Origin of the sequence: Geodermatophilus aquaeductus (assembly GCF_900182545.1) — a bacterium.
GTDB classification, from domain to species: Bacteria; Actinomycetota; Actinomycetes; order Mycobacteriales; family Geodermatophilaceae; genus Geodermatophilus; species Geodermatophilus aquaeductus.
This window is the reverse complement of record NZ_FXTJ01000004.1, coordinates 94,185-120,813: the sequence shown is the minus strand read 5'-3', so window position 1 is coordinate 120,813 and position 26,629 is coordinate 94,185. Positions and strand designations below refer to the sequence as shown.

The 26,629-nt window shown below is 74.8% G+C and carries 23 protein-coding genes; 10 read left to right on the top strand and 13 right to left on the bottom strand.

All coding sequences use genetic code 11. The features are described 5' to 3' along the window. The first annotated feature begins 45 nt into the window (after window positions 1–45). Window positions 46–588, top strand: coding sequence for a hypothetical protein (locus FN207_RS11875; RefSeq protein WP_142458722.1), 543 nt, complete (start codon window positions 46–48; stop codon window positions 586–588). A 265-nt stretch (window positions 589–853) separates the two neighbouring features. Here the strand turns inward: FN207_RS11875 and FN207_RS11870 are convergent, their stop codons facing one another. From FN207_RS11870 to FN207_RS11860, 3 genes are all read right to left on the bottom strand, one after another. Then, window positions 854–1,069: a hypothetical protein gene (locus FN207_RS11870; protein ID WP_142458721.1), complete on the bottom strand. Its 216-nt coding sequence runs from the start codon at window positions 1,067–1,069 to the stop codon at window positions 854–856. A gap of 114 nt (window positions 1,070–1,183) precedes the next feature. Then, window positions 1,184–1,456 (bottom strand): amphi-Trp domain-containing protein, encoded by a 273-nt coding sequence (locus FN207_RS11865; protein ID WP_142458720.1) that lies wholly within the window; start codon window positions 1,454–1,456, stop codon window positions 1,184–1,186. 81 nt (window positions 1,457–1,537) lie between these two features. After that, window positions 1,538–2,101 carry an HdeD family acid-resistance protein gene (locus FN207_RS11860; RefSeq protein ID WP_185938308.1) on the bottom strand — a complete coding sequence of 188 codons (564 nt, stop codon included), beginning with the start codon at window positions 2,099–2,101 and terminating at the stop codon, window positions 1,538–1,540. 277 nt (window positions 2,102–2,378) lie between these two features. Between FN207_RS11860 and FN207_RS11855 the strand changes: the two genes are divergently transcribed. After that, window positions 2,379–3,761 (top strand): diacylglycerol/lipid kinase family protein, encoded by a 1,383-nt coding sequence (locus FN207_RS11855; protein WP_142458718.1) that lies wholly within the window; start codon window positions 2,379–2,381, stop codon window positions 3,759–3,761. A 4-nt stretch (window positions 3,762–3,765) separates the two neighbouring features. Here the strand turns inward: FN207_RS11855 and FN207_RS11850 are convergent, their stop codons facing one another. From FN207_RS11850 to FN207_RS11840, 3 genes are read right to left on the bottom strand one after another with little or no spacing between them, the layout of a single operon-like run. After that, window positions 3,766–5,058 (bottom strand): DUF2254 family protein, encoded by a 1,293-nt coding sequence (locus tag FN207_RS11850; RefSeq protein ID WP_185938307.1) that lies wholly within the window; start codon window positions 5,056–5,058, stop codon window positions 3,766–3,768. 45 nt (window positions 5,059–5,103) lie between these two features. Further along, a complete protein-coding gene (locus tag FN207_RS11845) occupies window positions 5,104–6,048 on the bottom strand; it encodes a formylglycine-generating enzyme family protein (RefSeq protein ID WP_142458716.1) in 945 nt (314 codons plus the stop codon). Between the two features lie 10 nt (window positions 6,049–6,058). Continuing rightward, a complete protein-coding gene (locus tag FN207_RS11840; RefSeq protein WP_142458715.1) occupies window positions 6,059–8,416 on the bottom strand; it encodes an arylsulfatase in 2,358 nt (785 codons plus the stop codon). 197 nt (window positions 8,417–8,613) lie between these two features. Here FN207_RS11840 and FN207_RS11835 point away from each other — a divergent pair, with 197 nt between their 5' ends. The 3 genes from FN207_RS11835 (at window position 8,614) to FN207_RS11825 (ending at window position 14,094) form a co-directional block, all read left to right on the top strand. Beyond that, a complete protein-coding gene (locus tag FN207_RS11835; RefSeq protein ID WP_142458714.1) occupies window positions 8,614–9,939 on the top strand; it encodes a cation:proton antiporter domain-containing protein in 1,326 nt (441 codons plus the stop codon). Continuing rightward, window positions 9,936–11,648: a SulP family inorganic anion transporter gene (locus tag FN207_RS11830; RefSeq protein WP_142458713.1), complete on the top strand. Its 1,713-nt coding sequence runs from the start codon at window positions 9,936–9,938 to the stop codon at window positions 11,646–11,648. The genes FN207_RS11835 and FN207_RS11830 overlap by 4 nt, the downstream gene beginning before the upstream one ends. Before the next feature lie 94 nt (window positions 11,649–11,742). Then, window positions 11,743–14,094, top strand: coding sequence for an arylsulfatase (locus FN207_RS11825; RefSeq protein ID WP_142458712.1), 2,352 nt, complete (start codon window positions 11,743–11,745; stop codon window positions 14,092–14,094). A gap of 34 nt (window positions 14,095–14,128) precedes the next feature. Here the strand turns inward: FN207_RS11825 and FN207_RS11820 are convergent, their stop codons facing one another. The 4 genes from FN207_RS11820 to FN207_RS11805 all read right to left on the bottom strand — a co-directional run bounded on the left by FN207_RS11820 (window position 14,129) and on the right by FN207_RS11805 (window position 17,677). After that, the gene (locus FN207_RS11820) at window positions 14,129–14,491 is read right to left on the bottom strand and encodes a hypothetical protein (RefSeq protein WP_142458711.1); all 363 of its coding nucleotides are present in this window, start codon (window positions 14,489–14,491) and stop codon (window positions 14,129–14,131) included. A 76-nt stretch (window positions 14,492–14,567) separates the two neighbouring features. Then, a complete protein-coding gene (locus tag FN207_RS11815; RefSeq protein ID WP_281282141.1) occupies window positions 14,568–15,431 on the bottom strand; it encodes a YhjD/YihY/BrkB family envelope integrity protein in 864 nt (287 codons plus the stop codon). A 154-nt stretch (window positions 15,432–15,585) separates the two neighbouring features. After that, window positions 15,586–17,022, bottom strand: coding sequence for a DUF2252 domain-containing protein (locus FN207_RS11810; protein ID WP_142458709.1), 1,437 nt, complete (start codon window positions 17,020–17,022; stop codon window positions 15,586–15,588). A 163-nt stretch (window positions 17,023–17,185) separates the two neighbouring features. Continuing rightward, the gene (locus FN207_RS11805; protein ID WP_142458708.1) at window positions 17,186–17,677 is read right to left on the bottom strand and encodes a DUF1269 domain-containing protein; all 492 of its coding nucleotides are present in this window, start codon (window positions 17,675–17,677) and stop codon (window positions 17,186–17,188) included. A 170-nt stretch (window positions 17,678–17,847) separates the two neighbouring features. Between FN207_RS11805 and FN207_RS26265 the strand changes: the two genes are divergently transcribed. Continuing rightward, window positions 17,848–19,101, top strand: coding sequence for a hypothetical protein (locus FN207_RS26265; protein WP_185938306.1), 1,254 nt, complete (start codon window positions 17,848–17,850; stop codon window positions 19,099–19,101). Between the two features lie 2 nt (window positions 19,102–19,103). On the opposite strand, the gene FN207_RS11795 is transcribed toward FN207_RS26265, so the two are convergent. Both FN207_RS11795 and FN207_RS11790 read right to left on the bottom strand, forming a co-directional pair. Beyond that, on the bottom strand, window positions 19,104–19,577 hold the full coding sequence (locus FN207_RS11795; protein ID WP_142458707.1) for an RDD family protein: 474 nt from the start codon (window positions 19,575–19,577) through the stop codon (window positions 19,104–19,106). Then, window positions 19,574–21,031 carry a hypothetical protein gene (locus FN207_RS11790; RefSeq protein ID WP_185938305.1) on the bottom strand — a complete coding sequence of 486 codons (1,458 nt, stop codon included), beginning with the start codon at window positions 21,029–21,031 and terminating at the stop codon, window positions 19,574–19,576. The genes FN207_RS11795 and FN207_RS11790 overlap by 4 nt, the downstream gene beginning before the upstream one ends. Window positions 21,032–21,246: 215 nt before the next feature. Here FN207_RS11790 and FN207_RS11785 point away from each other — a divergent pair, with 215 nt between their 5' ends. Then, window positions 21,247–22,719: an MFS transporter gene (locus tag FN207_RS11785; RefSeq protein ID WP_142458706.1), complete on the top strand. Its 1,473-nt coding sequence runs from the start codon at window positions 21,247–21,249 to the stop codon at window positions 22,717–22,719. 54 nt (window positions 22,720–22,773) lie between these two features. Here the strand turns inward: FN207_RS11785 and FN207_RS11780 are convergent, their stop codons facing one another. Continuing rightward, complete coding sequence (locus FN207_RS11780; RefSeq protein ID WP_142458705.1) at window positions 22,774–24,639, bottom strand: glycoside hydrolase family 15 protein; 1,866 nt, start codon at window positions 24,637–24,639, stop codon at window positions 22,774–22,776. Window positions 24,640–24,828: 189 nt separating this feature from the next. On the opposite strand from FN207_RS11780, the gene FN207_RS11775 reads away from it, so the two are divergent. The 3 genes from FN207_RS11775 (at window position 24,829) to FN207_RS11765 (ending at window position 26,628) form a co-directional block, all read left to right on the top strand. Then, window positions 24,829–25,425, top strand: coding sequence for a potassium channel family protein (locus FN207_RS11775; protein ID WP_221888158.1), 597 nt, complete (start codon window positions 24,829–24,831; stop codon window positions 25,423–25,425). Window positions 25,426–25,501: 76 nt separating this feature from the next. Continuing rightward, a complete protein-coding gene (locus FN207_RS11770; protein WP_185938304.1) occupies window positions 25,502–25,960 on the top strand; it encodes a DUF7144 family membrane protein in 459 nt (152 codons plus the stop codon). A gap of 71 nt (window positions 25,961–26,031) precedes the next feature. Further along, window positions 26,032–26,628: an Rv1733c family protein gene (locus tag FN207_RS11765; protein ID WP_142458703.1), complete on the top strand. Its 597-nt coding sequence runs from the start codon at window positions 26,032–26,034 to the stop codon at window positions 26,626–26,628. Window position 26,629: the final 1 nt, after the last annotated feature.

Genomic DNA, 26,629 nt, shown 5'->3' with positions numbered 1-26,629 from the left:
CGCGCGAGGTGCGCGGGCCCGGTCCCCGAGGAAGTGGAGACGAGAATGGCCATCGGACCTGTACAGCTCATCGTGCTCGGGTTCCCGCAGCCCGACTTCCACGGCGAGATCATCGACGAGCTCGAGCGCCTGCGGCAGAGCGACACCGTGCGCGTGATCGACGCCCTGGCGGTCTACAAGGACCCCGACGGCGGGCTCGAGGCGATGCACCTGAGCAACCTCTCCGACGACGAGGCGATCGAGGTCGGCAGCATGGTCGGCGCCCTCGTCGGCCTGGGCTTCGACGGGGAGGCGGGCGTGGAGCCGGGCGCACAGGCCGGCGCCGAGGCGGCGGCCGACGGGATCTCCGCCTTCTCCGACGAGGACGCCTGGGACGTGCTCGAGGACATCCCGAACGGCTCGGCCGCCGCACTGATCCTGCTCGAGCACCACTGGGCGGTCGGGCTGCGCGACGCGATCGCCCGCGCCGGCGGCTTCCGGGTGAGCGACGGGTTCATCAGTCCGCTCGACCTGATCGGGATCGGGCTGCTGACCGCCGAGGAGGCGGCCGACCTGCACCGCGTCGAGACGTCGTCCGTGCCCACCTGAGCGGGCTGGGTCGCCCGACACGGACCGCTGCACACCGGCACCGGAGAGGAGGACACGATGTTCGCTTCACGCAGGGTCGCCCGGCGCACCGCCCGGCGCACCGCCCGGCGGGTCAGCCACCGTCATGACCGCAGGGACTGATCCCGACCGCAGGACCCGTCCCGCCGATCGGCCCCCGGGCCCGGTCGGCGGGACGGCGCACGTCCGGGCCGCCGCCGCGCGTCGGGGGGCCCTCTCGGGAGGCCGGATCCGGGCGGCCCCGGGTTCAGGACGCCTCGGAGGAGACCCGGTTGGCGGACACGATCACCAGGCCCAGCGTCCGGCACTGGGCCATGATGCCCAGCAGGTGCGCCTCGTCGATGACCTCGCCGTAGAGCCTGGCCCCGGTGGGCGTCTCCACGATGCGCATGTCGCAGAAGGCCTCGCGGGCCTGGTCGGTGAGCAGCCCGTCCACGCGGATCTCGTACAGGTTCGTCCTCATGGCGAGCCTCCTCTCCTCGGTCCCGACCGCCCGGCACCGGCTGTCTGCGGTACCGGCGGACGGGTGTCCCCCGGCGGCACGGCCCGCGCCGGGGAGGGCGCGGCCGCGGTCCGGTCAGGTGCCGGCAGAGCCCTTGGCGGAGGCGCCCTTCGCCGCCGTCCGGGCGGTGGACCAGGTGAACTCGAGCTCCAGCTCGACCTCGTCCCCGTCGACCTCCACCTCGACCTCGCACCGGATGCGGTCGGGGACCTCGAGCTCCACCGTGCTGTCGGCCAGGCGCAGGGAGACGCTCCCCTCCCCCTCCATGGACTTCGCCAACTCGGCCAGCAACTGCGCCACCTCGGCGCGGCTCCTGACGACCTTCTGCTCGATCTTGACGTCGGACACGACGGGCTCCGTTCTCGTGCTCTCGGTTCTCGTGCTCTCGGTTGGCGTGTTCTCGGTGACGGCGGCCGGATCCCCGGCCGATCAGACGCGGGACCGGGACGGCCCGACGGCGGCGGCGACCAGCAGGAGGACGCCGAACAGCAGGACCTCGACGCCCAGGACCACCGCCAGGACCACGACCGTCGCCTCGGGCCAGGCCAGCGCCAGGACGCCGACGACGACGTTGAGGACGCCGGCCAGCGCGAGCCAGCCCCAGCCCGGGACCTGCGCCCGCGCGGCCACCGCGAGCGCCGTCCGGGCGATCCCGTGGAGGACCAGCGAGAGGCCGGTGACCAGCGCGATGGTCCACAGCGTGACGTCGGGCCAGACGGCGGCGAGCACGCCGCCCACGACCAGGACCGCCCCCAGCAGGAGCGCCGGGCCGCGGCGGCCGGTCTCCCAGCCCACGGCGATCTCGAGGAGCCCCGCGACGACGAGCCCGAGCCCGGCGATCAGGGCCAGCGTCCGGGCCGCGGCGAAGGGGTTGGCCACCAGCACGACGCCGACGACGACGGCGGCGATCCCGAGCACGACCATCCCCGTCCGCACCGGGCCGGAGCGGACGGGGGTGACCCCCGGGTGCGGACCGGTCACGTCGGTGCTCATGGTCGTCCCTCCTCCACCGTCGACGGCGCGTCCGGGGTCTTCGGCGCCGGACGGGCCGAGCCTCGTCCCCGCGCGGCCGGAGGACCTCATCTGCGACGTGTGACCGCGCCGCTCACCCGTCCCCCGGCGGCCCCCCGGACACCGTCGGCCGGCCGGCCGGAGCGGGGACGCCGGCCCGCCCGGAGGCCCCGGAACCGTCCGGACGGGGTGACGTCGCGGCCGTTCCGGGCCGCGACGATCGCTCGTGGCACCGGGCGTCGGCGCCGGGAGGTGCGAGATGGACGCGTTGCGCGCGCGGATCTGGGAGGCGCGGGCCTCCCTGGCACTGGCGGTGCTGGCGGCGGCCCTGCTGCTGTCCTTCGCCGGCGAGGGCGGCGGGTGGCTGGTGGTGCTGACCGCCACGGCCGTCGTCGTCGTGCTGGCTGCCGGGTTCTGGTTCCTGCAGCAGCGGGGGGTGCTGCGCTGGCTGGCGCTGGCCCTGGTGGTCGCCGTCCCGGTGGCCGTGCTCGTGCTCTTCGTCGTGGAGGGCCTGCTGTGGGTCGCATTGCTGGCCGCCGCGCTGCTGGCCGCCGCGGTGCTGGCCGCGCGCACCGCGCTGCGTCCGGACCGCTCCGCGTGGGAGCTGCCGGTCGTGGACGCGGCCGCGCCGCTGCGGCCCTTCGTCGTCATGAACCCGCGCTCGGGTGGCGGCAAGGTGACCCGGTTCGGCCTGCAGGAGAAGGCGGAGGCGATGGGTGCGGAGGTGGCGCTGCTCGACCGTCCGCACGTCGACGTGCAGCAGCTGGCCCGCGACGCTCTCGCCCGGGGCGCCGACCTGCTCGGCGTGGCCGGCGGGGACGGCACCCAGGCGCTGGTGGCGCAGGTGGCCGCCGACGCCGACGTGCCGTTCCTGGTCATCAGCGCCGGCACCCGGAACCACTTCGCCCTCGACCTCGGCCTGGACCGCGAGGACCCGGCCCGCTGTCTCGACGCGCTGCGCGACGGCGTGGAGGCCCGGATCGACCTCGGCGAGATCAACGGGCGGCCGTTCGTCAACAACGCCTCGTTCGGGGCCTACGCCGAGATCGTCGACGACCCGGCCTACCGCGACGACAAGCGCGGCACCACGCTGGCCACGCTGCCGGACCTGCTGGGCGGCCGGCGGGGCGCGCACCTGGTCGCCGACGCGGACGGGGTCGTCGTCGACGGGCCGCAGGCCCTCCTGGTCAGCAACGACCCCTACGAGGCCTCCGACCTCGCCGGGATGGGGCGCCGGTCCCGGCTCGACCGCGGGGTGCTGGGCGTGGTCGCCGTCCGGGTGGGCTCGGCGCGGCAGGCCGTGGGGCTGCTGCAGGGCGCCCACCGGCGGGGACTGCTCCGGCTCGAGGCGCGCGAGGTGGTCGTGAGCTCTCCGGAGCCCGCCGTCCCGGTCGGCATCGACGGCGAGTCGGTGCACCTGTCCACCCCCGTGCACTGCACCGTCCGCCCCCTGGCGCTGCGGGTGCGGCTGCCCCGGGACCGGCCCGGGATCCGGCCGCCGCGGGGCCGGCTGGACTGGGCGTCGCTGTGGCGGCTGGCGCTCGGCCGGCCGCCGGCCTCCACGCCCGCCCGCGGCGGTCCGGAACAGCGGGCGCCGCTGTCGGCCGGCGCGTCCGTCCCGCCGTCCGGCGACCGCCCCTGAGCCGTCACGGACGCGGGCCGCCGGCCGCCGGGAGCGGCACCGGCCGCCCGTCCGGCGCCGCTGCCTGCCTTCCCGCGGCGAGCAGGGCCGTCACCCGCCCGCGGAGCAGGAGGAGCGGCGGGTGACGGGATGCCGGGGACGCCTCCAGCAGATCGCCCAGGAGTCGGTCCAGTCGCCGCAGGACCATCGGGACGGGTGCCGCTGGAGGGAGCAGGTCCTCGATCGCGGTGCGCAGGTAGTCCTCCCACGACGGCAGGACGAGGCGGACCCGGGACTCCCCGGCGGCGTCGGTGACGTCGGCGACCTGCAGGCTCCGGCCGGCCAGCGCGCGGAGCAGGCCCTCGGCCGCGTCGATGGCGTCCACGGCGGTGGCAGGGTCGTTGACAGCCGGGGACAGCGCCCGCAGTCCGATGTCGGCCAGCAGCCTCACCGCCAGCATCGGGTCCTGGTCGGAGGACCGCTCCCTGCCACGGAACACCGCCGCCTGTACGACCCGGTCGGGGACGTCGCCGCCGTGGACGTCCGCCAGTGCGACGGCCTCGTCCAACCGGTCGCCGACCCCGATGCGGAAGACCACCAGGGCGTCGGTGCGGCTCGCTGCCTCCACCAGGTGCCGCAGCGCCAGCTGCTGGACCACTCCCGGCCCGCCGCCCCAGCGGACGGTACGGCGGATCGGCGGGACGGGCGGTGCCACGGGGACCGCCTCCCCGGCTGCCGGCCCGGGCCGGTAGAGGTCACCGATCACCACGCGACCGCGGGCGGACACCACCTCCAGCACCTCGGCCAGCTGCAGGGACAGGAAGGCGCGGTTCTGCAGCGCGCGGATCAGCGCGAGCGCGGCGAGCAACCCCAGGACCGCGGTGACGGGCACCGCCAGCGAGACCCGGTCCCCGTTGCCGCTCACCAGTCCGGCGGTCGTGCAGAAGACGAACAGTCCCACGGAGAACGCGTAGGTCCGCCACACCAGGGGATCGCCTCGGAACAGGCCCAGCCGGGGGCTGAAACTGGTGGCCGACCACTGCACCACACCGAACAGCAGCGCGAAGACGACGCTCACCAGGCCGGTCACCCCGATGCCCAGCGTGAACAGGAGCTCGGCGAGCCGGCCGCTGTCGACCGTGGGTCCCCTCCGGAGGCGAGGCAGGGTCAGCCCGAGCCCCAGCCCGGCCGCCGCGCACAGAAGCTGCAGGAGTCCGGCGCGGAGCCGGCGCCGGCTGCGCAGCAGGCGCCGCGGCCGCGGTCGCCCGGCCGCGGAGGGGGAGCCGGCCGTCGCGGCCCGGTGCAGGAGCGGGGACACGCGCGGCACCTCCTCCGGGACCATCGGTTCGGATCGACCGCGGGTTCACGGCCTCCCGGGAGGCGGGACGTCGCTGACGCAGCGGAAGCCGACGTGTCCCGTGGTGCTGCGCACCTCCTGGCCCTGGCGGGCGGCCGGCCGGTAGCGCAGGCAGTACGACGGCGCGCAGAGGTGCGAGCCGCCCTTGATCACCCGGCGGGCGTGCTCGGTCAGCGCCGGCGCGGTGGGGCCGCAGCAGCCGTGGCCGGCCCCCGCCGGGTCGTCGGGAGCCGGTGCGTCGCCGCCCTCCGGCCAGGCGGTCGCCGTCCACTCCCACACGTTGCCGGTGACGTCGGAGAGGCCGTACCCGTTGGGCGGGAACCGCCCGACCGCTGAGGTGCGCGCGAAGCCGTGCGGGCGCAGGGCCTCCCAGGGGAAGCGGCCGTACCAGCGGTTGGCCATCACCCGGCCGCGGGGCTCGGGGTCGTCGCCCCAGGCGTAGACGGCCTGGTCGAGCCCACCGCGGGCGGCGTGCTCCCACTCCGCCTCGGTGGGCAGCCGCCGGCCGGCCCAGGCCGCGTAGGCCGTGGCGTCCTCGTGGCCGACGTGCACGACCGGGTGCCGCTCGCGGCCGTGCAGCGTCGACCCCGGCCCCTCGGGGTGCCGCCAGTCGGCTCCGGGGACCCAGTGCCACCAGCGCGTCCAGTCGTCCAGCGGCACCGGTCCCGCGGTCTCGCGGAACACCAGCGACCCCGGGACGAGGTCGGCGGCCTCGGCGCCCGAGAAGTCCCGGGGGTCCGGCGGCCGCTCGGCCACCGTGACGTGCCCGGTGGCGGCGACGAAGCGCCGGAACTGCGCGTTGGTCACCGGGTGCTGGTCCACCCACAGGTCGGGCACCGTCACCGTCCGGACGGGCGCCTCCTCCGGGTAGAACCGGTCGCTGCCCATCCGGAACGCCCCGCCCGGCACGAGGACGGCCCCGTGCCGGACGGACTGCACCGTGGTGGTCATCTCGCGGTGGTCATTCCCGGGAGAGCATCGCGACGGCCTCGCGCTCCAGGTCGACGTACGGGGTGCCCGAGACGTCGATGGCGACCTGGTGCAGCGTCCCGCCGGTGAACCGCCAGGGCGCCTGCCCCGGGTAGTCGTCCGTGACCGCCTCCCCGCTGTCGCGGCCGACGGTCAGCCCCTCCCCGGCCAGGGAGAACAGGCCCGGCTGGGTGCGGATCTCGCCGTGCCCGACCTCGCGGTCCCCGTGGTAGAGCGTCAGCGTCCCGGAGGCGGTGCCGGGCGGGTCCTCGCCGGTCTTGTCGAAGCTCGCCGACAGGATCAGCCCCTCCCCGGTCGGCAGGTCCTCGGTGGCGTCCACCCGCTGCTCGGTGACGCCGACGAAGTTGTTCACGTAGTGCAGCCGGCCGTCCCGGAGGTAGAGGGCGTGCCCGCCGAAGCGGCTCCCGTGGGCGAACAGGACGCCCTGCGCGCCGGGTGCCGGGAGGTCCACGAGTGCGCCGATGGAGAAGGAGCGGTTGCGGACGTTGACCGCGATGTGCTCCGGGATCTCCGCGGCACCGGGCCGGTAGACGTACCGGTCGCGGGGCGGGATGAGCTGCGGCCGGGGCGTCAGGATGATCTCCAGCGCCGAGCGGTCGTCGAGCGGGAACGCGTGGTTGGCCCCCGCCTCGTAGAACCACAGCCCGACCAGCTCGGCGAGCCGCTCGGGTTCCTGCGCGGCCAGGTCGTGCAGCTCGGAGCGGTCGGTGTCGACGTGGTAGAGCTCCCAGGTGTCGCGCTCGTAGTGGCCCCAGCCGCCGAGCGCCGGGTGGGTGGTGACCGCCTTCCAGCCCTCGTGCCAGATCCCGCGGGTGCCCAGCATCGAGAAGAACTGCGTCTTGCGCGCCGACGGCGCGTCGGCGGCGGTGAAGCCGGAGACCATGCTGACGCCCTGGATCGGCACCTGGGTCACCCCGCGGACGACGGCGGGCTCGGCGATGCCGAGGCAGTCGAGCACGGTCGGCACGAGGTCGATGGCGTGGTGGTACTGGTCCCGCACCTCACCGCGGGCGGCGATCCCGGCCGGCCAGGAGACGATGCACGGGTCGCACGTCCCGCCGTTGAACGAGTAGCGCTTCCACATCTTGAAGGGCGTGTTGAACGCCATCGCCCAGCCGGTCGGGTAGTGGTTGTAGGTCTTCGGGCCGCCGAGCTCGTCGAGCATCGCCAGGTTGTCGGCCAGGTCGTCGGGGATGCCGTTGAAGAACTTGTTCTCGTTGACCGAGCCGTCCGGTCCGCCCTCACCGCTGGCGCCGTTGTCGGAGACGACGAAGACCAGCGTGTTCTCCAGCTGGCCGATGGACTCGAGGTGGTCCATCAGCCGGCCGATCTGGGCGTCGGCGTGGGAGAGGAAGCCGGCGTAGACCTCGGCCATGCGGGCGAACAGCCGCCGCTCGTCCTCGCCCAGGCCGTCCCACGGCTTGGTGTAGTCGAGTGGGGGGAACGGTTCGCCGTCGGGCCCGGTGCGCGACTCCGGTGTGCCGATGGGGTTGATCGGTGGCAGCTCGGTGGTGGGCGGCACGATGCCCATCTCGATCTGCCGGGCGAGGATCTGCTCGCGGGCGGCCTCGTAGCCCGCGTCGAAGCGACCGCGGTACCGGTCGGCCCACTCCTGCGGCACGTGGTGCGGCGCGTGCGCGGCCCCCAGGGCGTAGTAGAGGAACACCGGCCGGTCCGGGGAGATCGTCTTGACGTCGTCGACGAACTCGATCGCCCTGTCGGTCAGGTCGACGCTGAGGTGGTAGCCCTCCGCCGGCGTCGCGGGCGCGTCGACCGGGTGGTTGTCGTGGACGAGGTCCGGATACCACTGGTTGGTCTCCGCGCCGAGGAACCCGTAGAACCGCTCGAACCCGCGCCCCAGCGGCCAGTTGCGCTTCGACGCGGCCAGGTTCATCTCGTCCTGCGCGCACAGGTGCCACTTGCCCACCATCGCCGTGCTGACCCCGCGCTCGACCAGCACCTCCGGCAGCGTGGCGCACTCCGCCGGCACGTGCCCGTTGCCGTTCGGGAAGCCGGTGGCCGCCTCGGTGATGCAGGCCATGCCGTTGGTCGTGTGGTTGCGGCCGGTCAGCAGGCAGGAACGCGTGGGTGAGCACAGCGCCGTGGTGTGCCACTGGGTGTAGCGGACCCCGGCGTCGGCGATCCGGTCGATGTTGGGGGTGTCGATGAGCCCGCCGTAGCAGCCCAGCGCGCCGAACCCGACGTCGTCAAGGACCACGTAGACCACGTTCGGTGTCCCGGGTGGGGCGATCGGCTGGGAGAAGGGTGCCCAGTCGGGCGTCGAGTCACGGATGTCGAGGTTCTCCACACCACGGAACGGCTCTGACATGTCGGCACTCCCCACCTCGGACGGAGTGCCGAGCGTGGAGGGGGACCGCCGGGCGGTCCTCACCCGGCGCGGGTGAGCGGCCCGCCGCCCCGGCGGCGGCCGTGCCCTTCACCCGCCGCGGGTGAGGGCAGGCGGAGCGGCGCGCCCGAGCCTGACCGGGTGGAGGGAAACCGACGGCCCGATCGCGCGGCGACCACGTGAGCGCCTGGGCGGCAGCCGCCGCCGCGGCGGCCGTCGCCGGCGTGGCGGTGACGTCGCGGCGGCTCGCGCCCACGCCGGTGTCGGGACCCATGCTCCTGGTCGCCGCCGGGCTGGCCTGCGGCCCCGTCGGACTGGACCTCGTCGACCTCACCCGGGACTCGGAGGCGGTGACGCTCCTCCTCGAGGCGGCGCTGGTGGCGGTCCTGTTCACCGACGCGAGCACCGTGCGGTGGTCGGCCCTGCGCCGCGACGACTCCCTCCCCCTGCGGCTGCTCGGCCTCGGGCTGCCCCTCACGATGGTCCTGGGGACGCTGGCCGCCTGGCTGCTGCTGCCCGGCCTGTCGTGGGCCGAGCTCGCCCTGGTCGCCGTCGTCCTGGCACCGACGGACGCGGCCCTCGGGCAACCCGCGATCGCCGACCCGCGCGTCCCGGCGACCGTCCGGCGCGGGCTCAACGTCGAGAGCGGCCTCAACGACGGGATCGCGCTGCCGTTCTTCGTGGTGCTGCTCGCCGCGGCGACGGGCGACACCGGCGGTGCGGGGGCCGGGGAGGTCTTCCTCCGGGCCCTGGTGCTGAGCACCGCGGTCGGCGTCGTCGTCGGCTGGGGCGGCGCCCGCGTGCTGGCCTGGGCGACGGCGCGCGGGTGGGTGGCCGAGCAGTGGCGCCTGGTGCCCGCACTCGCCGTCGCGGTCGCCGGCTACAGCATCACCGTGTCGCTGGAGGGCAGCGGCTTCATCACCGCGTGGGTGACGGGCCTGGTCTTCGGCGTGGTCTGGCGCCACTCGGCACCCCGACCGGCGGCGACCCAGGAGGGCCCGGCCGGCGTGGTCGGCCTGGTCGAGCAGGTGGGCGACGTACTGGCGTCCGCGGCCTTCTTCGTGTTCGGCGCCGTCCTGCTCGGCCCGGCGCTGTCCGCGATCGACTGGCGGACGGCGCTGTACGCCGTCCTCAGCCTGACCGTGGTGCGGATGCTGCCGGTGGCGGCGGCGCTGGCCGGCAGCCGGCTCCGGTGGCCCACGGTGCTCTACGTCGGCTGGTTCGGGCCGCGCGGGCTCGCCTCGATCGTCTTCGCGCTGCTGCTGCTCGAGGGCGGCCCGCCGTCGGCGGACCTCGTCGTGGACGTCGTCGCGCTGACCGTCGGGCTCAGCGTCCTGCTGCACGGAGCGAGCGCCGCCCGGGCCGCCGGCGCCTACGGCGCGTGGCACGCCGGCGCCGTCGCGGCCGACCCGGCGCTGCGGGAGGGCCCGGCGGACCCGGCTCCCCCGGCGCGGCCGCCGGTCCCGAGAACGCCGGACGGGCCCGCCCCGCGCGTCCCCGGATGAGCGACGGCGCGCCGGCCCGGGCCCCGGCCCTCCTCGGCCGGCTGCTGCCCGGTGCCGCCCGGCTGCGGGACTACCGCCTCGGGTGGCTGCCCGCGGACCTGCTGGCCGGGCTCGCCGTCTGGGCGGTGCTCGTGCCGCAGGGACTGGCCTACGGCGAGCTGGCCGGACTCTCCCCCGTCACCGGGCTGTACACCGCCCTGGGCGCGCTGCTGCTGTACGGCCTGGTCGGCAGCAGCAGGTACCTGCACGTCGGGCCCGAGTCCTCCGTGTCGATCGTGACGGCCGCCTACGTCGGGGGGCTCGTGGCCGACGACCCGGACCGCGCGGCGGCGCTGGCCTCACTGCTAGCCCTGGTCACGGCCGGCTTCCTGCTCGCGGGAGCGGTGCTGCGGCTCGGCGTCGTCGCCCGGCTGCTGTCCACGCCCGTGCTCGCCGGCTACCTGGCCGGCTCGGCGGTGGTCATCGCCGCCGGCCAGCTCGGCAAGGCCCTGGCCATCCCGACGTCCGGGGACCGGTGGTGGCAGCGGGCGGGTGTCGTCGTCGCACACCTCGGCGACGCCAACCCGTACGCGACGGCGTTCGCCGCGGGGAGCCTGCTGGTCGTCGTCGTGCTGATGCGGTGGGCGCCGCGCGTGCCCGCGATCCTGGTGGCCATCACCGCGGCCACCGCCGTCGTCGGGCTGGCGGGCTGGCAGGACGAGCTGCCCGTGGTCGGGGAGGTGCCGGCCGGCATCCCCGCGCCGTCCCTGCCGGGGATCCGCTCCGGGGACGTGGTGGACCTGCTCGGCGCGGGAGCCAGCGTCGCCGTCCTGGTCTTCGCCGGCAGCATGCTCACCGCCACGGCGCTGGCCCGCCGCGACCGCGAGCCGGTGTCCGCGCGCCAGGAGTTCCTCGGGCTGGCGGCCGCGTCCGTGGGCTCGGGCGTGCTGCAGGGCTACCCCGCCAACGGCAGCGACAGCCGCAGCTTCGTCGTCGCCGACGGGCGGGCCCGCTCGCAGGTGGCCAACATCGCGGCGGCCGGGCTGGTCGCCGTCACGCTGCTGGTCCTCACGCCGGTCTTCCGCTACCTCCCGCAGGCCGCCCTCGGCGCCGTCGTGCTGGTGGCGGCGGTCCGGATGGTCGACGTGGCGGCGCTGCGCCGGCTGTGGCGGGTGCGCCGCAGCGACTTCGTCATGGCCGCCGTCACCGCCGCCGGCGTGCTGGCCCTCGGGGTGCTGCCGGGCATCGGGGTGGGCGTGGCGGTGTCGCTGCTCGAGGTCCTGCGGCGGGCACTGCTGCCGCCCACCGCCGTGCTCGGGCGCGTGGCCGGGCACCAGACCTGGCGGGCCACCGACGACGAGCACGGGGACCTGCACCGGATCCCGGGGCTCCTGGTCTACCGCTTCGACGCCCCGCTGTTCTTCGCCAACGCCGACGTGCTGCGCGACCAGGTGGTCCGGCTGGTCGACGGGTCCGACCCGCCGGTGCGGACGGTGGTGCTCGACGCCGAGGGCATGGTCGACATGGACGTCACGGGAGCGGAGACGCTCGTGGCGCTCCTCGACGACCTCGACGAGCGCGGGATCCGGCTGGTGCTCGCCCGCGTCCGCACGTCACTGCGCACCACGCTGCGCCGGCTCGGCGTCGAGGACCGGCTGGGGGCCGACAACGTGCACCTCAGCGTGCGGGGCGCGGTGCACAGCGCGGGCGACCAGGTGCCGGGCGGCTGACGCGGGGCGGGCGGCTCATCCCGTCGGGGCGACGTGCGCCGACGGCCGGGCTGGTCGTGTGGACGGGTCGAGCCCCCCGAGACCGGAGACCACCATGGCGCTGCACGAGTACCCGGCCGGGGCGGCGTTCCCCGGCGTCATCGGCCGCACCACCGACGAGTCGAGTCCCGCGTGGCCCCGGCCCGTCCGTGCCGTCCCCGGGACACCCAACGTGCTCATGATCGTCCTCGACGACGTCGGATTCGGGCAGCTCGGCTGCTACGGCAGCCCGATCGCGACGCCGAACCTCGACGCGCTCGCGGCCGACGGCCTGCGCTACAGCAACATGCACACCACGGCGCTGTGCTCGCCCAGCCGGTCCTGCATCGTGACCGGGCGCAACCACCACAGCAACGGCATGGCGGCGATCACCGAGCTGTCCTCGGGCTATCCCGGCTACAACGGCGTCATCCCGTTCGAGAACGGGTTCCTCTCCGAGATGCTCCTGGAGCACGGCTACAACACGTACATGGTCGGCAAGTGGCACCTGACGCCGAGCAACCACGAGACCGCGGCCGGACCGTACGACCGCTGGCCGCTGGCCCGCGGGTTCCAGCGGTTCTACGGCTTCCTCGGGGGCGACACCAGCCAGTGGTATCCGGACCTGGTCCACGACAACCACCAGGTGGAGCCACCGGCGACGCCGGAGGAGGGCTACCACCTCAGCGAGGACCTGGTCGACCGGTCGATCCAGTTCATCGCCGACTCCCGGCAGGTCGACCCCGACAAGCCCTTCTACCTGCACCTGTGCTTCGGGGCCATGCACGCCCCCCACCACGTGGCCAAGGAGTGGGCCGACCGGTACGCGGGGCAGTTCGACGACGGGTGGGACGCCTACCGGGAACGGGTTTTCGCCGCGCAGCAGGACATGGGGATCGTCCCCCCGGGCACGGTGCTGTCCCGGCACGACCCGGACGTCCCCGAGTGGGACTCGCTGCCCGCACCCGCGCGCCGACTGTTCAGCCGGTTCATGGAGGTCTTCGCGGGGTTCCTCAGCCACACCGATGCACAGGTCGGCCGGCTGCTGGACTTCCTGCGCGAGCGGGGGGACCTCGAGAACACCGTCGTCATGGTGGTCTCCGACAACGGCGCGAGCGCCGAGGGCGGTCCCACCGGCACCACGAACGAGGCGCAGTTCTTCAACAACGCCCAGGAGTCCCTTGAGGACAGCCTCGCGCTGATCGACGAGATCGGCGGCCCCCGGACCTTCAACCACTACCCGTGGGGCTGGACGTGGGCCGGCAACACGCCGTTCCGGCGGTGGAAGCGGGAGACCTACCGCGGCGGCGCCTCGGATCCGTTCATCGTCTCCTGGCCGGCGGGCATCGAGGCCAGGGGCGAGGTCCGGACGCAGTACGCGCACGTCATCGACATGGTGCCGACCGTCCTCGACGTGCTGGGCATCGAGCCGCCGACCGCGATCCGCGGCGTGACGCAGGCCCCGCTGCAGGGCGTCAGCTTCGCGAAGAGCTTCGAGGACGCCGGTGCCGCCAGCGACCACCACACCCAGTACTTCGAGATGCTCGGCCACCGGGCCATCTACCACGACGGCTGGCGGGCCGTCTGCCCCTGGCCGGGACCCTCGTTCGCGGAGGCGGGCATCCCGTTCGGACAGCCCATCTCCTCCGCGAGGCTCTCGGAGCTCGACAGCCAGGGATGGGAGCTGTACCACATCGACGAGGACTTCGCGGAGAACGACGACGTCGCGGCGGCGAACCGCGACCGGCTGATCGCGCTCATCGCGACGTGGTACGTGGAGGCGGGCAAGTACGGCGTCATGCCGATCGACGGCAGTGCCCTGCAGCGCATGATCGCCGAGAAGCCCCAGGCGGCCCCGGCCCGGAACAGCTACACCTACATCCCCGACACCCAGTCCGTTCCCTTCTTCGCCGGCCCGCGGGTGCTCAACCGGCCGCACAGCATCACGGCCCGCGTCGAGATCCCCGACGGCGGCGCGGAGGGCGTCCTGCTCTCCCAGGGCACGGCGGCCGGCGGCTACTCGTTCTTCGTGCAGGACGGCCGGCTCCACTACGTCCACAACTACGTGGGACGCAGCCTGCACCGGGTCTCGTCCCCCGGGCCGGTCCCGGCCGGCGCGCACGAGCTCCGCTTCGAGTTCGAGCCCACGGGCGAGCCGGACCTCCCGAACGGGCGCGGTACACCCGGACGGCTGCAGCTCTACGTCGACCGGCAGCTCGTCGCCGCCGCGGACGCCCCGGTGACCACGCCCTTCATCATTAACCCGGGAGCGCTGACCTGCGGGGCCAACCCCGGTTCGCCGGTCACCCCGGAGTACCCCTCACCGTTCCGGTTCACCGGCACGTTGCACGCCGTGACCGTGGACGTCTCGGGCGACCTCATCGAGGACAGCGAGAGCGAGATGCGCATGGCGATGGCCCGGCAGTAGCGGCTCGGGAGCGGGCCCGGCGGACGCGCCAGGGTCAGCGCTCTCCCGAGGGCCGGCGCAGGTCGCGGTCGGACGTGCCCCGCCCCGCCTGCCACGCGTCCAGCGCCGCGAACAGGTCGGTGACCAGCCGGTCGAGCGTGAGCCCGCGCCAGGGCCGGTCCGCCAGCACCCGCAGCAGCACCTCGACCCGCGGGTCGTCGGGCCCGGTCGGCTCCGCGGCACCGGCCGGTCCCGGGTCCGTCCCGGGCAGCGACGCGAGGAAGGCGGTGACGCCGTGCCGGTCGGCCGCGCCCACGACCAGCCGGGCGAGCATGCGGTCGGTGAGGTCGCGCCAGGCGTAGGGGGTCAGCGCGGCAGCCGTCGCCGCCGTCCGCGCGTCGCCGGACCATCGGGCCACGTGGGGAGCCTCCGTGCCGTCCGTGGCGGGCCCGCGGCGTGGCTGACCGGGCGTCGTCCGCACTCGGCCGGAGGTTCTACCCGGGTGCCTCCGGGCGCATGCGCGAGGCGCCGGCAGCCGGTTCCGACCTCCCCACCACCGGGGAGTCGTCCGCGCCGCGCGTGGGGGTGGGCCCCGCGCCGGCCGGGTCGTCCACGGCGGGCCCGATCCGCAGCCTCCGCCGGGTCCGGCGCGCCCAGGGGTCCGGCGCGCGGTCGAACTCGGCGGCCACCGTGGTGGCGACGACGACGATGACGGCGACGGCCAGCAGCCACCCGACGAGGGCCAGTGTCACCCCGAACAGGCCATACCGGTCGCTGTAGGTCTCCAGCAGGCGGGGCATGTAGACCGTCGAGACGATCCCGTAGAGGGTCGTGCCGACGGCCGTCAGCGCGCCCGTGGGGACCAGCCGCCGCCAGGCGACGCGCCGGTCCAGCAGCAGCCACGGCAGGCAGGTCCACAGCAGGAACCCGGCTCCCGCGGAGAGCACCACCGCCAGGATCCCGGCACGGGGCAGCGACGCGACGAGCGCCCGCGCGGAGTAGGTCAGCCCGATCCCCAGCAGCAGGGCGGTCAACCCCAGCACCGCGTGCACCGCGTGCCCGATCCCGGGCGGCCGGGTGAGCCCCCAGGCCTGCAGGTACATGCGCTGCATCCGCCGGGTGAGCGAGACGCCCGAGAAGACGAGCAGGAAGCCGCTGAGCAGCCCCACCGCACTGCCGGCGGGGTGCGCGAAGAGGGTGCTCACCGCGTCGGCCGCGTCGTCAGTGAGCCGGAACCGGCGGATGAGGCCGGAGGACACCAGGTCCCGCCGGTCGGCGGGCGCCAGCGCGGCCGCGAGCAGCACCAGCGGGATCAGGGCGGTGAACGCCTGGGAGGCGAGGACGAGGGCGCGGTCGATGCCCTGCAGGGCGACGAACGAGCGGGCGCACCGGCCGGCGAAGGTCGCCTCGAGCCGGTGGACCGACGCACGGAGCCCGTGGACCGTCAGCGCCCTCCTCCCCCTCCCTCCCCGGGGGCCCCGCCGGACCGGCGCGGCCGGGTGCGCGGACGGGTCAGATCCCCGCCTCGGCGGCGATCCGCCCGGACGAGATGGCGTCCACCAGCGTCTGGTGGTCGCGCTCGGTCTGGTCCGCGTAGGACGCGGCGAACTCCCGGACGGCGACGTCGAAGGCGGCGCTGCCGCCGAGGTACGCCGCGATGGCGACGCGGTCACCGGACCTCGCGTGGGCGCGGGCCAGGGTCCAGCCGCAGACCTCCCCGTAGGCGAGCATCCCCTCGGGGATCAGCGACTCGGGATCGAGGGACCCCTTCCAGTCGCGGAGCTGCCGCACGTAGAAGTCCCGCGTCTGGCCGTCGATGCCCTTCACGCGCACCCAGCCGAGGAAGATGTCGCTGACCGCCTGCATGAGCCGCTGCCCGACGACGACGCGCTGTCCGCAGTTGTCGTACTCGCTGGCGCCGACGAAGGCCTCCAGCACCGAGGGCCCGGCCTCCTTCGCCTGCAGGAACAGCGGGTTGTGCCCGTCCTCGAGCAGCAGCAGCATCCACGAGCGCGTCCCCACGCTGCCGACGCCGACGACCTTGCGCGCGATGTCGACCTGCTTGAAGCGGTCGAGCAGGACCCGCCGCTCGGGCTCGAGGCTCGCCCCGTAGGCGCGGACCAGCTCGTGCAGCCCGCGCTCTGTCTTCTCGGCCTCCACCGGGTCGACGACGAGGTCCCGGAGCGGGACGACGAGCGGCGGTTCGGCGTTGAGCCGGGCCACCCCGTCGTGCACGGTGGCGAAGCGGGTGAGCGAGCCGAGGTTGTCCTTGGTCTCGGCCTTGGCGCTCGCCTGGGCCAGCAGCTTGCGCTGGCGGCCGCGCAGCGACACCGAGGTGAGCGACTGGACCCGGTCGGCGTCGGCGCGCGCGTACCAGACCTGCAGGGCGTCCATGTCGGCGAAGGCGCGCATCGCCCGCCGGTAGGCGGCCACCGCCGCGAGCACGATGCGGGTCCGGCTCTTGTCCGGGTAGCCGTTGGCCCGCCCGGCGATCTCCAGGCTGGTGGCCAGGCGCTTGACGTCCCACTCCCAGGGGCCGGGCAGGGTCTCGTCGAAGTCGTTGACGTCGAACACGAGCGTGCGCATCGGTGAGGCGAACAGGCCGAAGTTCGCCAGGTGCGCGTCCCCGCAGGCCTGCACGGTCAGGCCGGACCGCGGGGTCCGCGCCAGGTCGCTGGCCATCGGCAGCGCCGCGCCGCGGAAGAAGGCGAACGCCGAGGAGGCCATGCGCCCGTAGCGGATCGGCAGCAGCTCGGGGACCCGGGTGAGCCCCTGGCCCTCCAGCAGGGTGAGCGGATCGGTGCGGTCCGCGCCGGCGGTGAACTCGCTGTGGCTCGCGCGGGGCACCTCCGCCCGCGCCGCCTTGCCCCGGGCGACGCGCTGCCCACGGGTCGTACCGAGCGTGGGCCGGGGGGTGTGCTTCCGCCGTGCCGTGGTCGTGTGCGTCATCGGGTGTCCCTCGTCGGAGAACGGGCAGCTCGGGCCCCCGACCGTGGCCGCCCGGCCGGCGGACGCCATCGCCCACCGTGGATGAGTGCGGTCCGTGCTCGCCGCGACGGGGGCGGATCGGGGTCCCTCTGCCCCGGCCCGCCCCCGTCGCGGTGTGGAGTGCCTACTCGGCCTCGGCGAACGCCTCGCGCAGCTTCGCCTCCTGCTCCTTCGAGAGGTTCGTCGACAGCAGCGTGGCGCCGCTGTCCTTGAACTCGTCCAGCACCCGGTCGACGACGACGTTCGACGTCATGACGAACAGCGCCGACGTGCCCGGCGTGACGTGGTCCCGGACGCCGCGGATGAAGTCGTCGTCGATGCCCACGTCGGCCATCGACCCGGACAGGGCGCCCATGGCCGCACCGACCGCCATGCCGAGCAGCGGGACGAAGAAGATCAGCCCGAACAGCAGGCCCCAGAAGCTGCCCCCGAGCGCCCCGGCGCCCTTGAGGTTGCTCAGCTGCTGGGTCTTCGGCTTCTTCTTGCCCTCCGGCCAGTAGACGTAGGCGCCGTCGTCGATGTGGAGCAGCTCCTCCTTCTGCATCCGCTCGAGCAGGCCGAGGGCGTTCTCCGCTCCGCCCGGTGTGTCGAACTTCCATGCGGTCAAGGTGGCCATGCCAGCTCCTCAGCTCGTCGGTCGATCCCCGCGACCACCCGGTCCCCGCCGCCGACTCCCGGTGGCGGTCCGGCGAGCGGTCACACCCCGGAGTCTCGGGAGCGGTCCGGCCGCCGCCATCACCCGGAGCAGGTGAGGGCCGACGTCCTGGTCTGCCCGAACCTGACCGGGTGGACGACGACCAGTGGTGGCAGCGCCTCGCGGTGGACCTCGCCGTGGCCGCCGGGGACCGTGCGGCGGACGTCGCGCGGTCCGCGGCCCTGACGGGGACGTCGACGGCGACCGGGGCGTTCCGCCTGGGCCGGCGCGTGCTGCTCGGCGGACCCGCCCGGCTGCTCCCCCCGGGCCTGGCGGCGCGCGGCGAGCTCGCGCGGGCCCGCGCGGAGCGGGCGGCGGCCGAGGCCGGCCGCGCCCTCCTGCGCCGGGCGGTGGAGTGGGCGGTCGCCTCGCTGGACCTCACCGAGCTGGTCCGCGGGCACGTCGACCTCGACGCGCTCGCCGCGACCATCGACGTCGACGCCGTGGTCGCCCGCGCCGACGTCGACGCCGTGGTGGCCCGCGCCGACGTGGCCGCCGTGCTGGACCGGGTCGACATCGCCGCCGTGGTGGACCGGGTCGACATCGCCGCCGTGGTGGACCGGGTCGACGTCGCCGTCGTGGTGAACCGGGTCGACATCGACACGGTGGTCACCCGGGTGGACCTCGACGCCGCGGTGGCGCGGCTGGACCTGGACGCGGTGCTGGCCCGCGTGGACCTCGAGGCGATCCTGTCCCGGGTCGACCTCGACGCGGTCCTGTCCCGCGTCGACTTCGACGCCGTGCTCGCCCGGCTGGGCCTCGACGCGGTGCTCGCCCGGGTCGACCTCGACGCCCTCGTGGCGGCCCTCGACCTCGACGCGATCCTGGCCCGGGTCGACCTCGACGCGATCCTGGCCGGAGTCGACGTGGACGCCGTCCTGTCCCGCGTCGACCTCGACGCCGTCCTCGCGCGCGTGGACCTCGACGCGATCCTCGCCGGCGTGGACCTCGACGCCGTCCTGGCCAGGGTCGACCTCGACGCCCTCGTGGCGGCCCTCGACCTGGACGCGGCCCTCGCCGGCGTCGACGTGGACCGGATCGCGTCCCGCGTCGACCTCGACGCCGTCCTCGCCCGGGTCGAGCCCGACGCGATCCTCGCCCGCGTGCGGCCCGACCCCGTGATCGCGCGGGTCGACCTCGACGCCGTCGTCGCCCGGCTCGACCTCCCGGAGCTCGCCCGTCAGGTCATCGACGCCATCGACCTGCCGGCGATCCTGCGGCAGTCGAGCGGCGCGGTCTCTTCTCAGGCGGCGCGCACGGTGCGCACGGAGGGGATGCACGCCGACGACTCGGTGGCCCGCTTCGTCGACCGGGTCCTCCGCCGCCCGCGCGGTGCGGTGACCTGAGGTCAGGGCGGGTCGTACCGCACGACCGACCCGACCAGGACGTCCTGCAGGGAGCGGCGGGTGACGCTGATCCCGCACCAGAACAGCCCGATCGGGAACACCACGCAGGCCACCGCCCGCAGGACCGACCGGAACCAGCCCAGCGGAGCGCCCCGGGCGGACAGGACGCGCAGCCCGAGCAGGCGCGCGCCGTAGGTGCGTCCGGTCGTGGCCCAGGCCACCGTCAGGTAGCCGACCGCGACCACCAGCAGCGCCGCCGTGCCCCAGAGCGCCAGCCGGGGCCAGCTGAAGGACGCCGGGGCCCAGGCGAACCGGATGCCCGCGGCCGCCAGGTCCACCAGGAGCACCGCGCCGGCGACGGCGGCCAGGTCGACGCCGGCGGCCAGGACCCGGGTCACCACCCCGGCGGACGTCGTCGACGGCGCCCCCGGCGCAGGAGCGGACACCGGGGTCGCCGTCGCGTGGGACCGGCTCATGACCTCGTGGCCCCGGCGGGCGGGATCGTGACCTCCGACTCCGGTGGGGTGGCGGGGGCCGGCACGGTGCCCGGGGGCAGCGCGGCGCCCGGCGAGGTCGGTTCGGCCGGCGGCAGGTCGTCCGCCGGGGGTGCGGGAGCCGGCGACGGCGGGGTGCCCGGGCGCCCGAGGAACTCGATGACGGCGAGCACGACGAGCAGGACGGCGGCGATGACCAGGATGGCGGCCCCGGAGGGCTCGGTCAGGAACACGAAGACCAGCACGGCGGCCGCCACGGCGCCGATCCGCAGGCCCCGGACGTGCCGGTGCACCCAGGTGGCCACCGGGCTCCCGGCGGACGGCCCACCCCGGAGCCCGTGCAGGCGCCGGGCCGTCCCCCGGCGGATGCGCACCGCGGTCTCCGACCGGCCGGCCAGGAAGCCGGCCAGGGCGAGCACCAGCCCCAGCACGAGCAGCGTGCGCAGGCCCAGCCGCAGGTAGGTGACGACGATGTCGAACCCGGACGCCGTCGCCGGCGCCGCCGCCGCCGGCACCTCGCCGACCAGCAGGCCGCGGGCGACCAGCAGGCCCGCGGCGAGGACCACCATGGACAGCGCCAGACCGAGCCCGGTGCCCACCAGCGCGCGCCACCGGTTGCGGGCGAGGTAGATCCCCACGACCAGGAGCATCAGGACGACCCAGGGCAGCACGTCGGCGACGGTGTCCATCGCGGAGTAGGCCGACTGGGCGCGCACGAGCGTGTCGGCCTGGGCCAGCGCCACGGTCGGGTGGACCTCCGGCACCAGGTCGACGGCGGTGAGCCCCGCGTCGCTGAGCCGCTCCTTGACCACGTCGATGAAGGGCGCGAGGTCCAGGTACACCGTGTCGCCGCGGACGACGATGCTCTCGGCGTCGCCGGAGAGCACCGCGTCCATCTGGCGGTGGGCCACCCGGATCGCCTGGTCCCACGCCGACTCGAACCGCTCGCTGGCCACCACCTCGGCGATCTTGTCGCGCACGAAGCCCTGGACCGCCGAGGTGAGGGTCGGCGTCAGGGTGCTCAGGCGGGCCACCAGTTCGGGCGGCAGTCCCAGCCCGCTCAGCTCGGTCACCGCGTCGTCGGCGAGCTGCTGCACGTCGACGTACTCGAAGACGGTGGCCGTCAGCCGGTTGGTGAGGGCGTTCTGCACGTCCGGGTCGTCGACGAGCGGGCTGACGCTGCGCACGAAGCGGTCGGTGTCCGACAGCTGGTTGTTCGTCCACACGGCGAGGCCGGCCACGGGAGCGAGCACGCACCCGAGGACGACCAGCACCACGGACAGCAGCGACCGCCACCGGAACCGGCGCCGCGCCGGGCGCCCGCCGTCCCGCAGGACCTGGACCTCCCGGCGCAGGCGGTCCAGCTCGGCGCGCTCGTCGGCGGTCACCCCCGGCGACGGGACCGGTCCGACCTCCGGCTTGTCGAGCTGGGTCATCGCCACCACCTCCGTGCACGAGCGCATCCCCGCGGACCGGGACGCCCGTCTCGCGCCGCAGCGTGGGACCGATCCGCCCCGTTCCGCCTCGCCCCTCCGGGGTGAGCAGGGGCCGGCGCGCACACCGGGACGGCTCACCCGGCCCGGGCGATCCGCCCGCCGGGCGGAGGGCCGACGGTCCCCGGAGGCACCGCGACCGACCCGAGGGAGCACGGATGACGAGGACGACCCCGGCCGGGAGCGCGGCGCTGGCCTCCGCCGGCGCGGTGGTGCTGCCGCTCGCGCTCGCGCAGTTCATCGCCAGCTACGCCGGCTCCAACATGAACGTGGCGATCACCACGATCGCCGACGACCTGGACACCGAGGTCGCCGGGATCCAGACGACGATCACCCTGTTCACGCTCACGATGGCCGCGCTGATGATCCCGGGCAGCAAGCTCACCGACATCTGGGGGCGCAAGGTCTGCTTCGTCGTCGGGCTCGTGGTCTACGGGACCGGCGCGCTGCTCGCGTCCTTCGCCCAGGGCCTCGGGCTGCTGATCGTCGGCTACTCGGTCCTGGAGGGGATCGGGTCGGCGCTGCTCATCCCGCCCATCTACATCCTGGTCACCGTGCTGTTCCAGGAGCGCACCGCCCGGGCGAGGTTCTTCGGCGTGGTGAGCGGCGCGGCCGGCCTCGGCGCCGCCGCGGGACCGCTGATCGGCGGCCTCGTGACCAGCACCGTCAGCTGGCGGGCCTCGTTCTGGCTGCAGGTGCTCGTCGTGGCGGCAATTGCGCTGCTCGCGCGGCGCATCGTCGACCCGCCGCTGCCGGCGCAACGACCCCGCTTCGACGGCCTCGGCGCGGTCCTCTCCGCGCTGGGCATGTTCTTCGTCGTCTTCGGCGTCCTGCAGTCGGGCACGTACGGGTGGCTCGGCGCCAAGCAGGACGTCACCGTCGCCGGCACCGTGCTCATCCCCGAGGGCGGCGTCTCACCGGTCTGGCCGCTCATGGGGATCGGCGTCGTCTTCCTCGGCGCCTTCGTGCTGCACGTCCGGAGCCGGGAGCGGGCGGGCCGGGCGCCGCTGGTGTCGTTGAGCCTGTTCGCCAACAAGGTGTCGAACCTCGGCCTCACGACGCAGACCCTGCAGTGGCTGGTCCTGCAGGGCGCCTTCTTCGTCATCTCGGTGTTCCTGCAGCAGGTCCGCGGCTACTCGGCCATCGAGACCGGCCTCGTGCTGCTGCCGGCCACGGTCGGCGTCCTGGCCACCTCGGCGATCGCCGCACGGATGGCACAGCGGCACTCCGCGCGCCGGCTGATCCGCGGCGGCTTCGGGCTCACGGTGATCGGCCTCGGCCTGATCCTGGCGCTGGGCCGCGAGCAGTCGGCCGTCTGGACCCTCGTGCCGGGGCTGTTCCTCCTGGGCGCCGGGATCGGCATCATGCTCACCGCATCGGTGAACCTGGTGCAGTCCAGCTGGCCCGAGGCGGTCCAGGGCGACATCTCCGGGGTCTCGCGCAGCGTGTCCAACCTCGGGTCCTCGTTGGGCGTGGCGATCGCCGGCTCGATCCTCGTCGTCGCGGCCGTGCCGGGCGGCACCCCGTTCGCCGCCGGGATCATCGTCCTGGGCGGCTTCGCCCTCGTCGGCGTCGTCGTCGCCCTCCTCATCCCCCGGCCTGCGCCGGTCCCGGACGAGCAGACGGCCTGACGCCGCGCGGCCCCGCCTCCCGGTGGGACCGGGAGGCGGGGCCGGGAGGACCGATCAGGCGCCGGCCGCGGTCACGTCCCCGTGCCGCCCCCGCTCCAGCGCCCGGTCGAGGGCCCGGTCGAGGCCGACGGCCGCGTCGATCAGGGACAGGTGGGTGAAGGCCTGTGGGAAGTTGCCGATCTGCTCGCCGGTCAGGGCGATCTCCTCGGAGTAGAGCCCCACGTGGTTGCCGTAGGTCAGCATCTTCTCGAACGCCATGCGGGCGTCGTCGAGGCGGCCGGCGCGGGTGAGCGCGTCCACGTAGGCGAAGCTGCACAGCGAGAAGGTGCCCTCCGACCCCTGCAGCCCGTCGGGCGAGGCGGCGGGGTCGTAGCGGTAGACCAGGCTGTCGGTGACGAGCTCGGCGTCCATCGCCGCCAGGGTCGAGGTCCACATCGGGTCGCGGCCGTCGATGAAGCCGACCATCGGCATCCGCAGCAGCGAGGCGTCCAGGACGTCGGTGTCGTAGTGCTGGACGAACGCCTGCCGGGAGGTGTGGAAGCCCCGGTCCACGACCTGCCGGTAGACCTCGTCGCGGGCCTCCGTCCAGCGGGCGACCGGCGCGGGGAGGCCCCGCTTGGCCGCCATGCGGATCCCCCGGTCGAGGGCCACCCAGCACATGACCCGGCCGTAGGTGAAGGACTGCCGGCCGCCGCGGGTCTCCCAGATGCCCTCCTCCGGCTGGTCCCAGTTGGCCGCGACCCAGTCCAGCACCGAGGTGATCGCCGACCAGCCGCGGACGGGGATCGGCAGGCCCGACAGCTCGGCGTCGTAGATGCTGTCCATCGCCTCGCCGTAGATGTCGAGCTGCAGTTGCCCGGCGGCGCCGTTGCCGATGCGGACCGGCGCCGAGCCGCGGTAGCCGCCCCAGTGGTCGAGCACGTCCTCCTTGAGGTCGGAGGAGCCGTCGATGCGGTACATGATGTTCAGCGGGCCGCTGTCGCTGCCCACGTGCTCCCGGACCCGGTCGCCCAGCCACCGCAGGAAGTAGGCGGCCTCCTCGACCATGCCGAGCCGCAGCAGCGCGTGCACCGAGAAGGAGGCGTCGCGCACCCAGGTGTAGCGGTAGTCCCAGTTGCGCTCGCCCCCGACCTGCTCGGGCAGCGCCGCCGTCGGAGCGGCCACCAGGCCACCGGTCGGGGCGTAGGTCATCAGCTTGAGCGTGATCGCCGAGCGGCCGACGGACTCCCGCCACCGGCCGGTGTAGGTGGAGCGGCCCAGCCACGACTGCCAGTGGTGCACCGTCCGGTCGAGCAGGTCACGGACCTCGGCGACCCGGACGGCCCGCGGCGGCCCGTCGGTCCCCCAGCCCAGGACGATGCCCCGGACGTCGCCCGCGACCAGCTCGAGCGACGCGCGCAGGTCCTCGCCCCAGAGCTCGACGCGGGCCTTGCGGTCGTCCTCCGGCTCGCGCACCACGCTCAGGGTCAGCGCCGACCCGTTGGACGTGAAGACGGCGCCGTGCTCGGAGAGGTGCATCTCGTGGGGAGCCCGGCCGTAGTCGAAGCGGGGCGCCACCTCGACGTCGAAGCTCATGGCCCCGCGGATGCAGCGGACCATGCGCACGATCCGGTGCTCGTTCGTGGCCGTCGTCCCCGCCGGCGGCATGAAGTCGACGACCTCGCCCGCGCCGGCCTCGGTGGAGAAGCGGGTCACCAGCACCGCGGTGTCGGGGAGGTACATCTGCCGGGTCGTGTAGTCGACGCCGGCCGGGCGGATCCGGAACAGCCCGCCGCGGGCCTCGTCCAGCAGCGCCCCGAACACGCTGGGTGAGTCGAACCGCGGGCAGCAGAACCAGTCGATCGACCCGTCGGTGGAGACGAGGGCGGCGGTCTGCAGGTCACCGATGATGCCGTGCTCGGCGATCGCGGTCTCGGTCATGGTCATCTCCGGGGAGGTCGGGCGGGACGCCCGTGCGGACGTGTGCGGACGTCCCACGCTCGCGACCGCCCGGGGACGCGGCATCACCCACGGGGGACGAGGGGACCGGCCCATCCGTCCCGGGGGATGCGCGGGCGGGCCCGCCGCCCCACGGTCGGCGGGCAGCGGCGAGTGGCGAGGAGGTGCGTGGTGGCCGGTGGGCCGGACGGCTTCGGGGCGGGTGCGCGGGAGATCGCCACGACGCTGCTGCACTCGGTGGGGGCGACGGCCGTACTGCTGCTCGCCTACTACCAGGCGCCGCTGGACCGGCCTCTCAACTGGGCCACCGGAGTGCTGTTCGTCGTGTCCCTGGCGGTGTTCGGGCTGTTCATGGCGCTGCAGATCCGGGACATCATCCGGTCACCCAGGCCGCGGTTGCGGGCGATCCGTGCGCTGGGCGTGGGCGTGCCCCTGCTGCTCCTGGTCTTCGCCTCGACGTACATCGTCATCGCCGGCCAGCAGCCCGGGGCGTTCAGCGAGCCCCTCGACCGCACCGACGGCATCTACTTCACCGTCACGGTCTTCGCCACGGTCGGCCTCGGGGACATCGCTCCGGTCACCGAGCTGGCCCGCGTCCTGGTGACGATCCAGATGCTCGTCGGCCTCGTCGTCGTCGGCCTCATCGCGAAGCTCGTCTTCGGTGCGGTGCAGCTGAGCGAGGCCCGGCGCGCCGGGACGCCGGCGCCTCCCGCGGTCGTCCCGGCGGAGTCGCCCGGACGACCGCAGGGCCTCACCCGGAACGAGTGACGCCGCGCGCCCGGGACAGCGGGACGGTGGGCCGGATCCGGGCACCGGACCCGGCTCGCCGATCCGAGGAGCACCGATGACCGACGTGGGCTCGTCCCGTCCCGACGTGGACACCACCCGTCCCGCCTACGGCAGAGACCCGGCCCCGACCGCCTGGACGGGCTGGGTGGTGTTCGGCAGCTTCATGCTGATCATGGTCGGCTCGTTCCAGGCCATCGAGGGCCTGGTGGCCATCTTCGACGAGGGCTTCTACGGCGTCACCGAGGCCGGCCTCGTGGTGAACGTCGACTACACCGTCTGGGGCTGGACCCACCTGCTCCTGGGCGTGCTCCTGGTCGCCTCCGGCGTCGGCGTGCTCGCCGGGAACACAGCCGCCCGGACCGTCGCGGTGGTCCTCGCCGGGCTCAGCGCGCTGGTGAACCTGGTGTTCATCACGGCCTACCCGGTGTGGAGCGTCCTGATCATCACGATCGACGTCCTCGTGATCTACGCGATCGTCGTCCACGGCCGGGAGCTGCGGGACTCGTCCCTCTGATGTCGACGGCCCACCGGCGGCCGCGCCCGCATCCGCGGGCCGGCCGCCGGTGCGACCGTGAGGAGGCAGCCGTGCCCGCCTACCGACCGACCCCCGAGGACCTCGTGCGGCGGTTCACGCTGGGGTCCGGGCCGATGAAGCGGGGCTCCGACCACGTCGAGTTCCTGTCCCGCCTCCTGCTCGTCTCGGGGATCTCGACCACCGCGCCGGTCGGGCTCGCCGTCGCCGCGGTGACCCGGGCCCGCGCGCGGGCCCGGGCGACCGCGCAGGCCGCGGACCGCCACGTCGTCGCGGGCCTGCTGCTGGCGGACCCGCACGTCCCCGCCCGCGGGGCCCCGCGGCCCGCCCGGCGACCGGCCACCGCCGTCTGGACCGGTCCCGGCGGGGTCGAGCACCGGGGGCCCGTGTGGGTCCCCGCCGGATCGACGGCGGGCGCCGCGGTCGCGGTCTGGCTCGACGGGGCCGGCAACCGCGCCCTCCCCCCGCTCAGCCCCGGCGAGGTCACCGGGCGGGCCGTCGGGCGCGGCCTGGGGACCTCCACCGCGCTGGCGGTCGCCGCGGTCGGTGCCCACCTCGCCGTCCGCGCCCTGCTCGACCGGAGCCGGTCCCGCCGCTGGGCGGCCGAGTGGGCGGCCGTCGAGCCCGTGTGGACGGGGACCGGACCCTGAC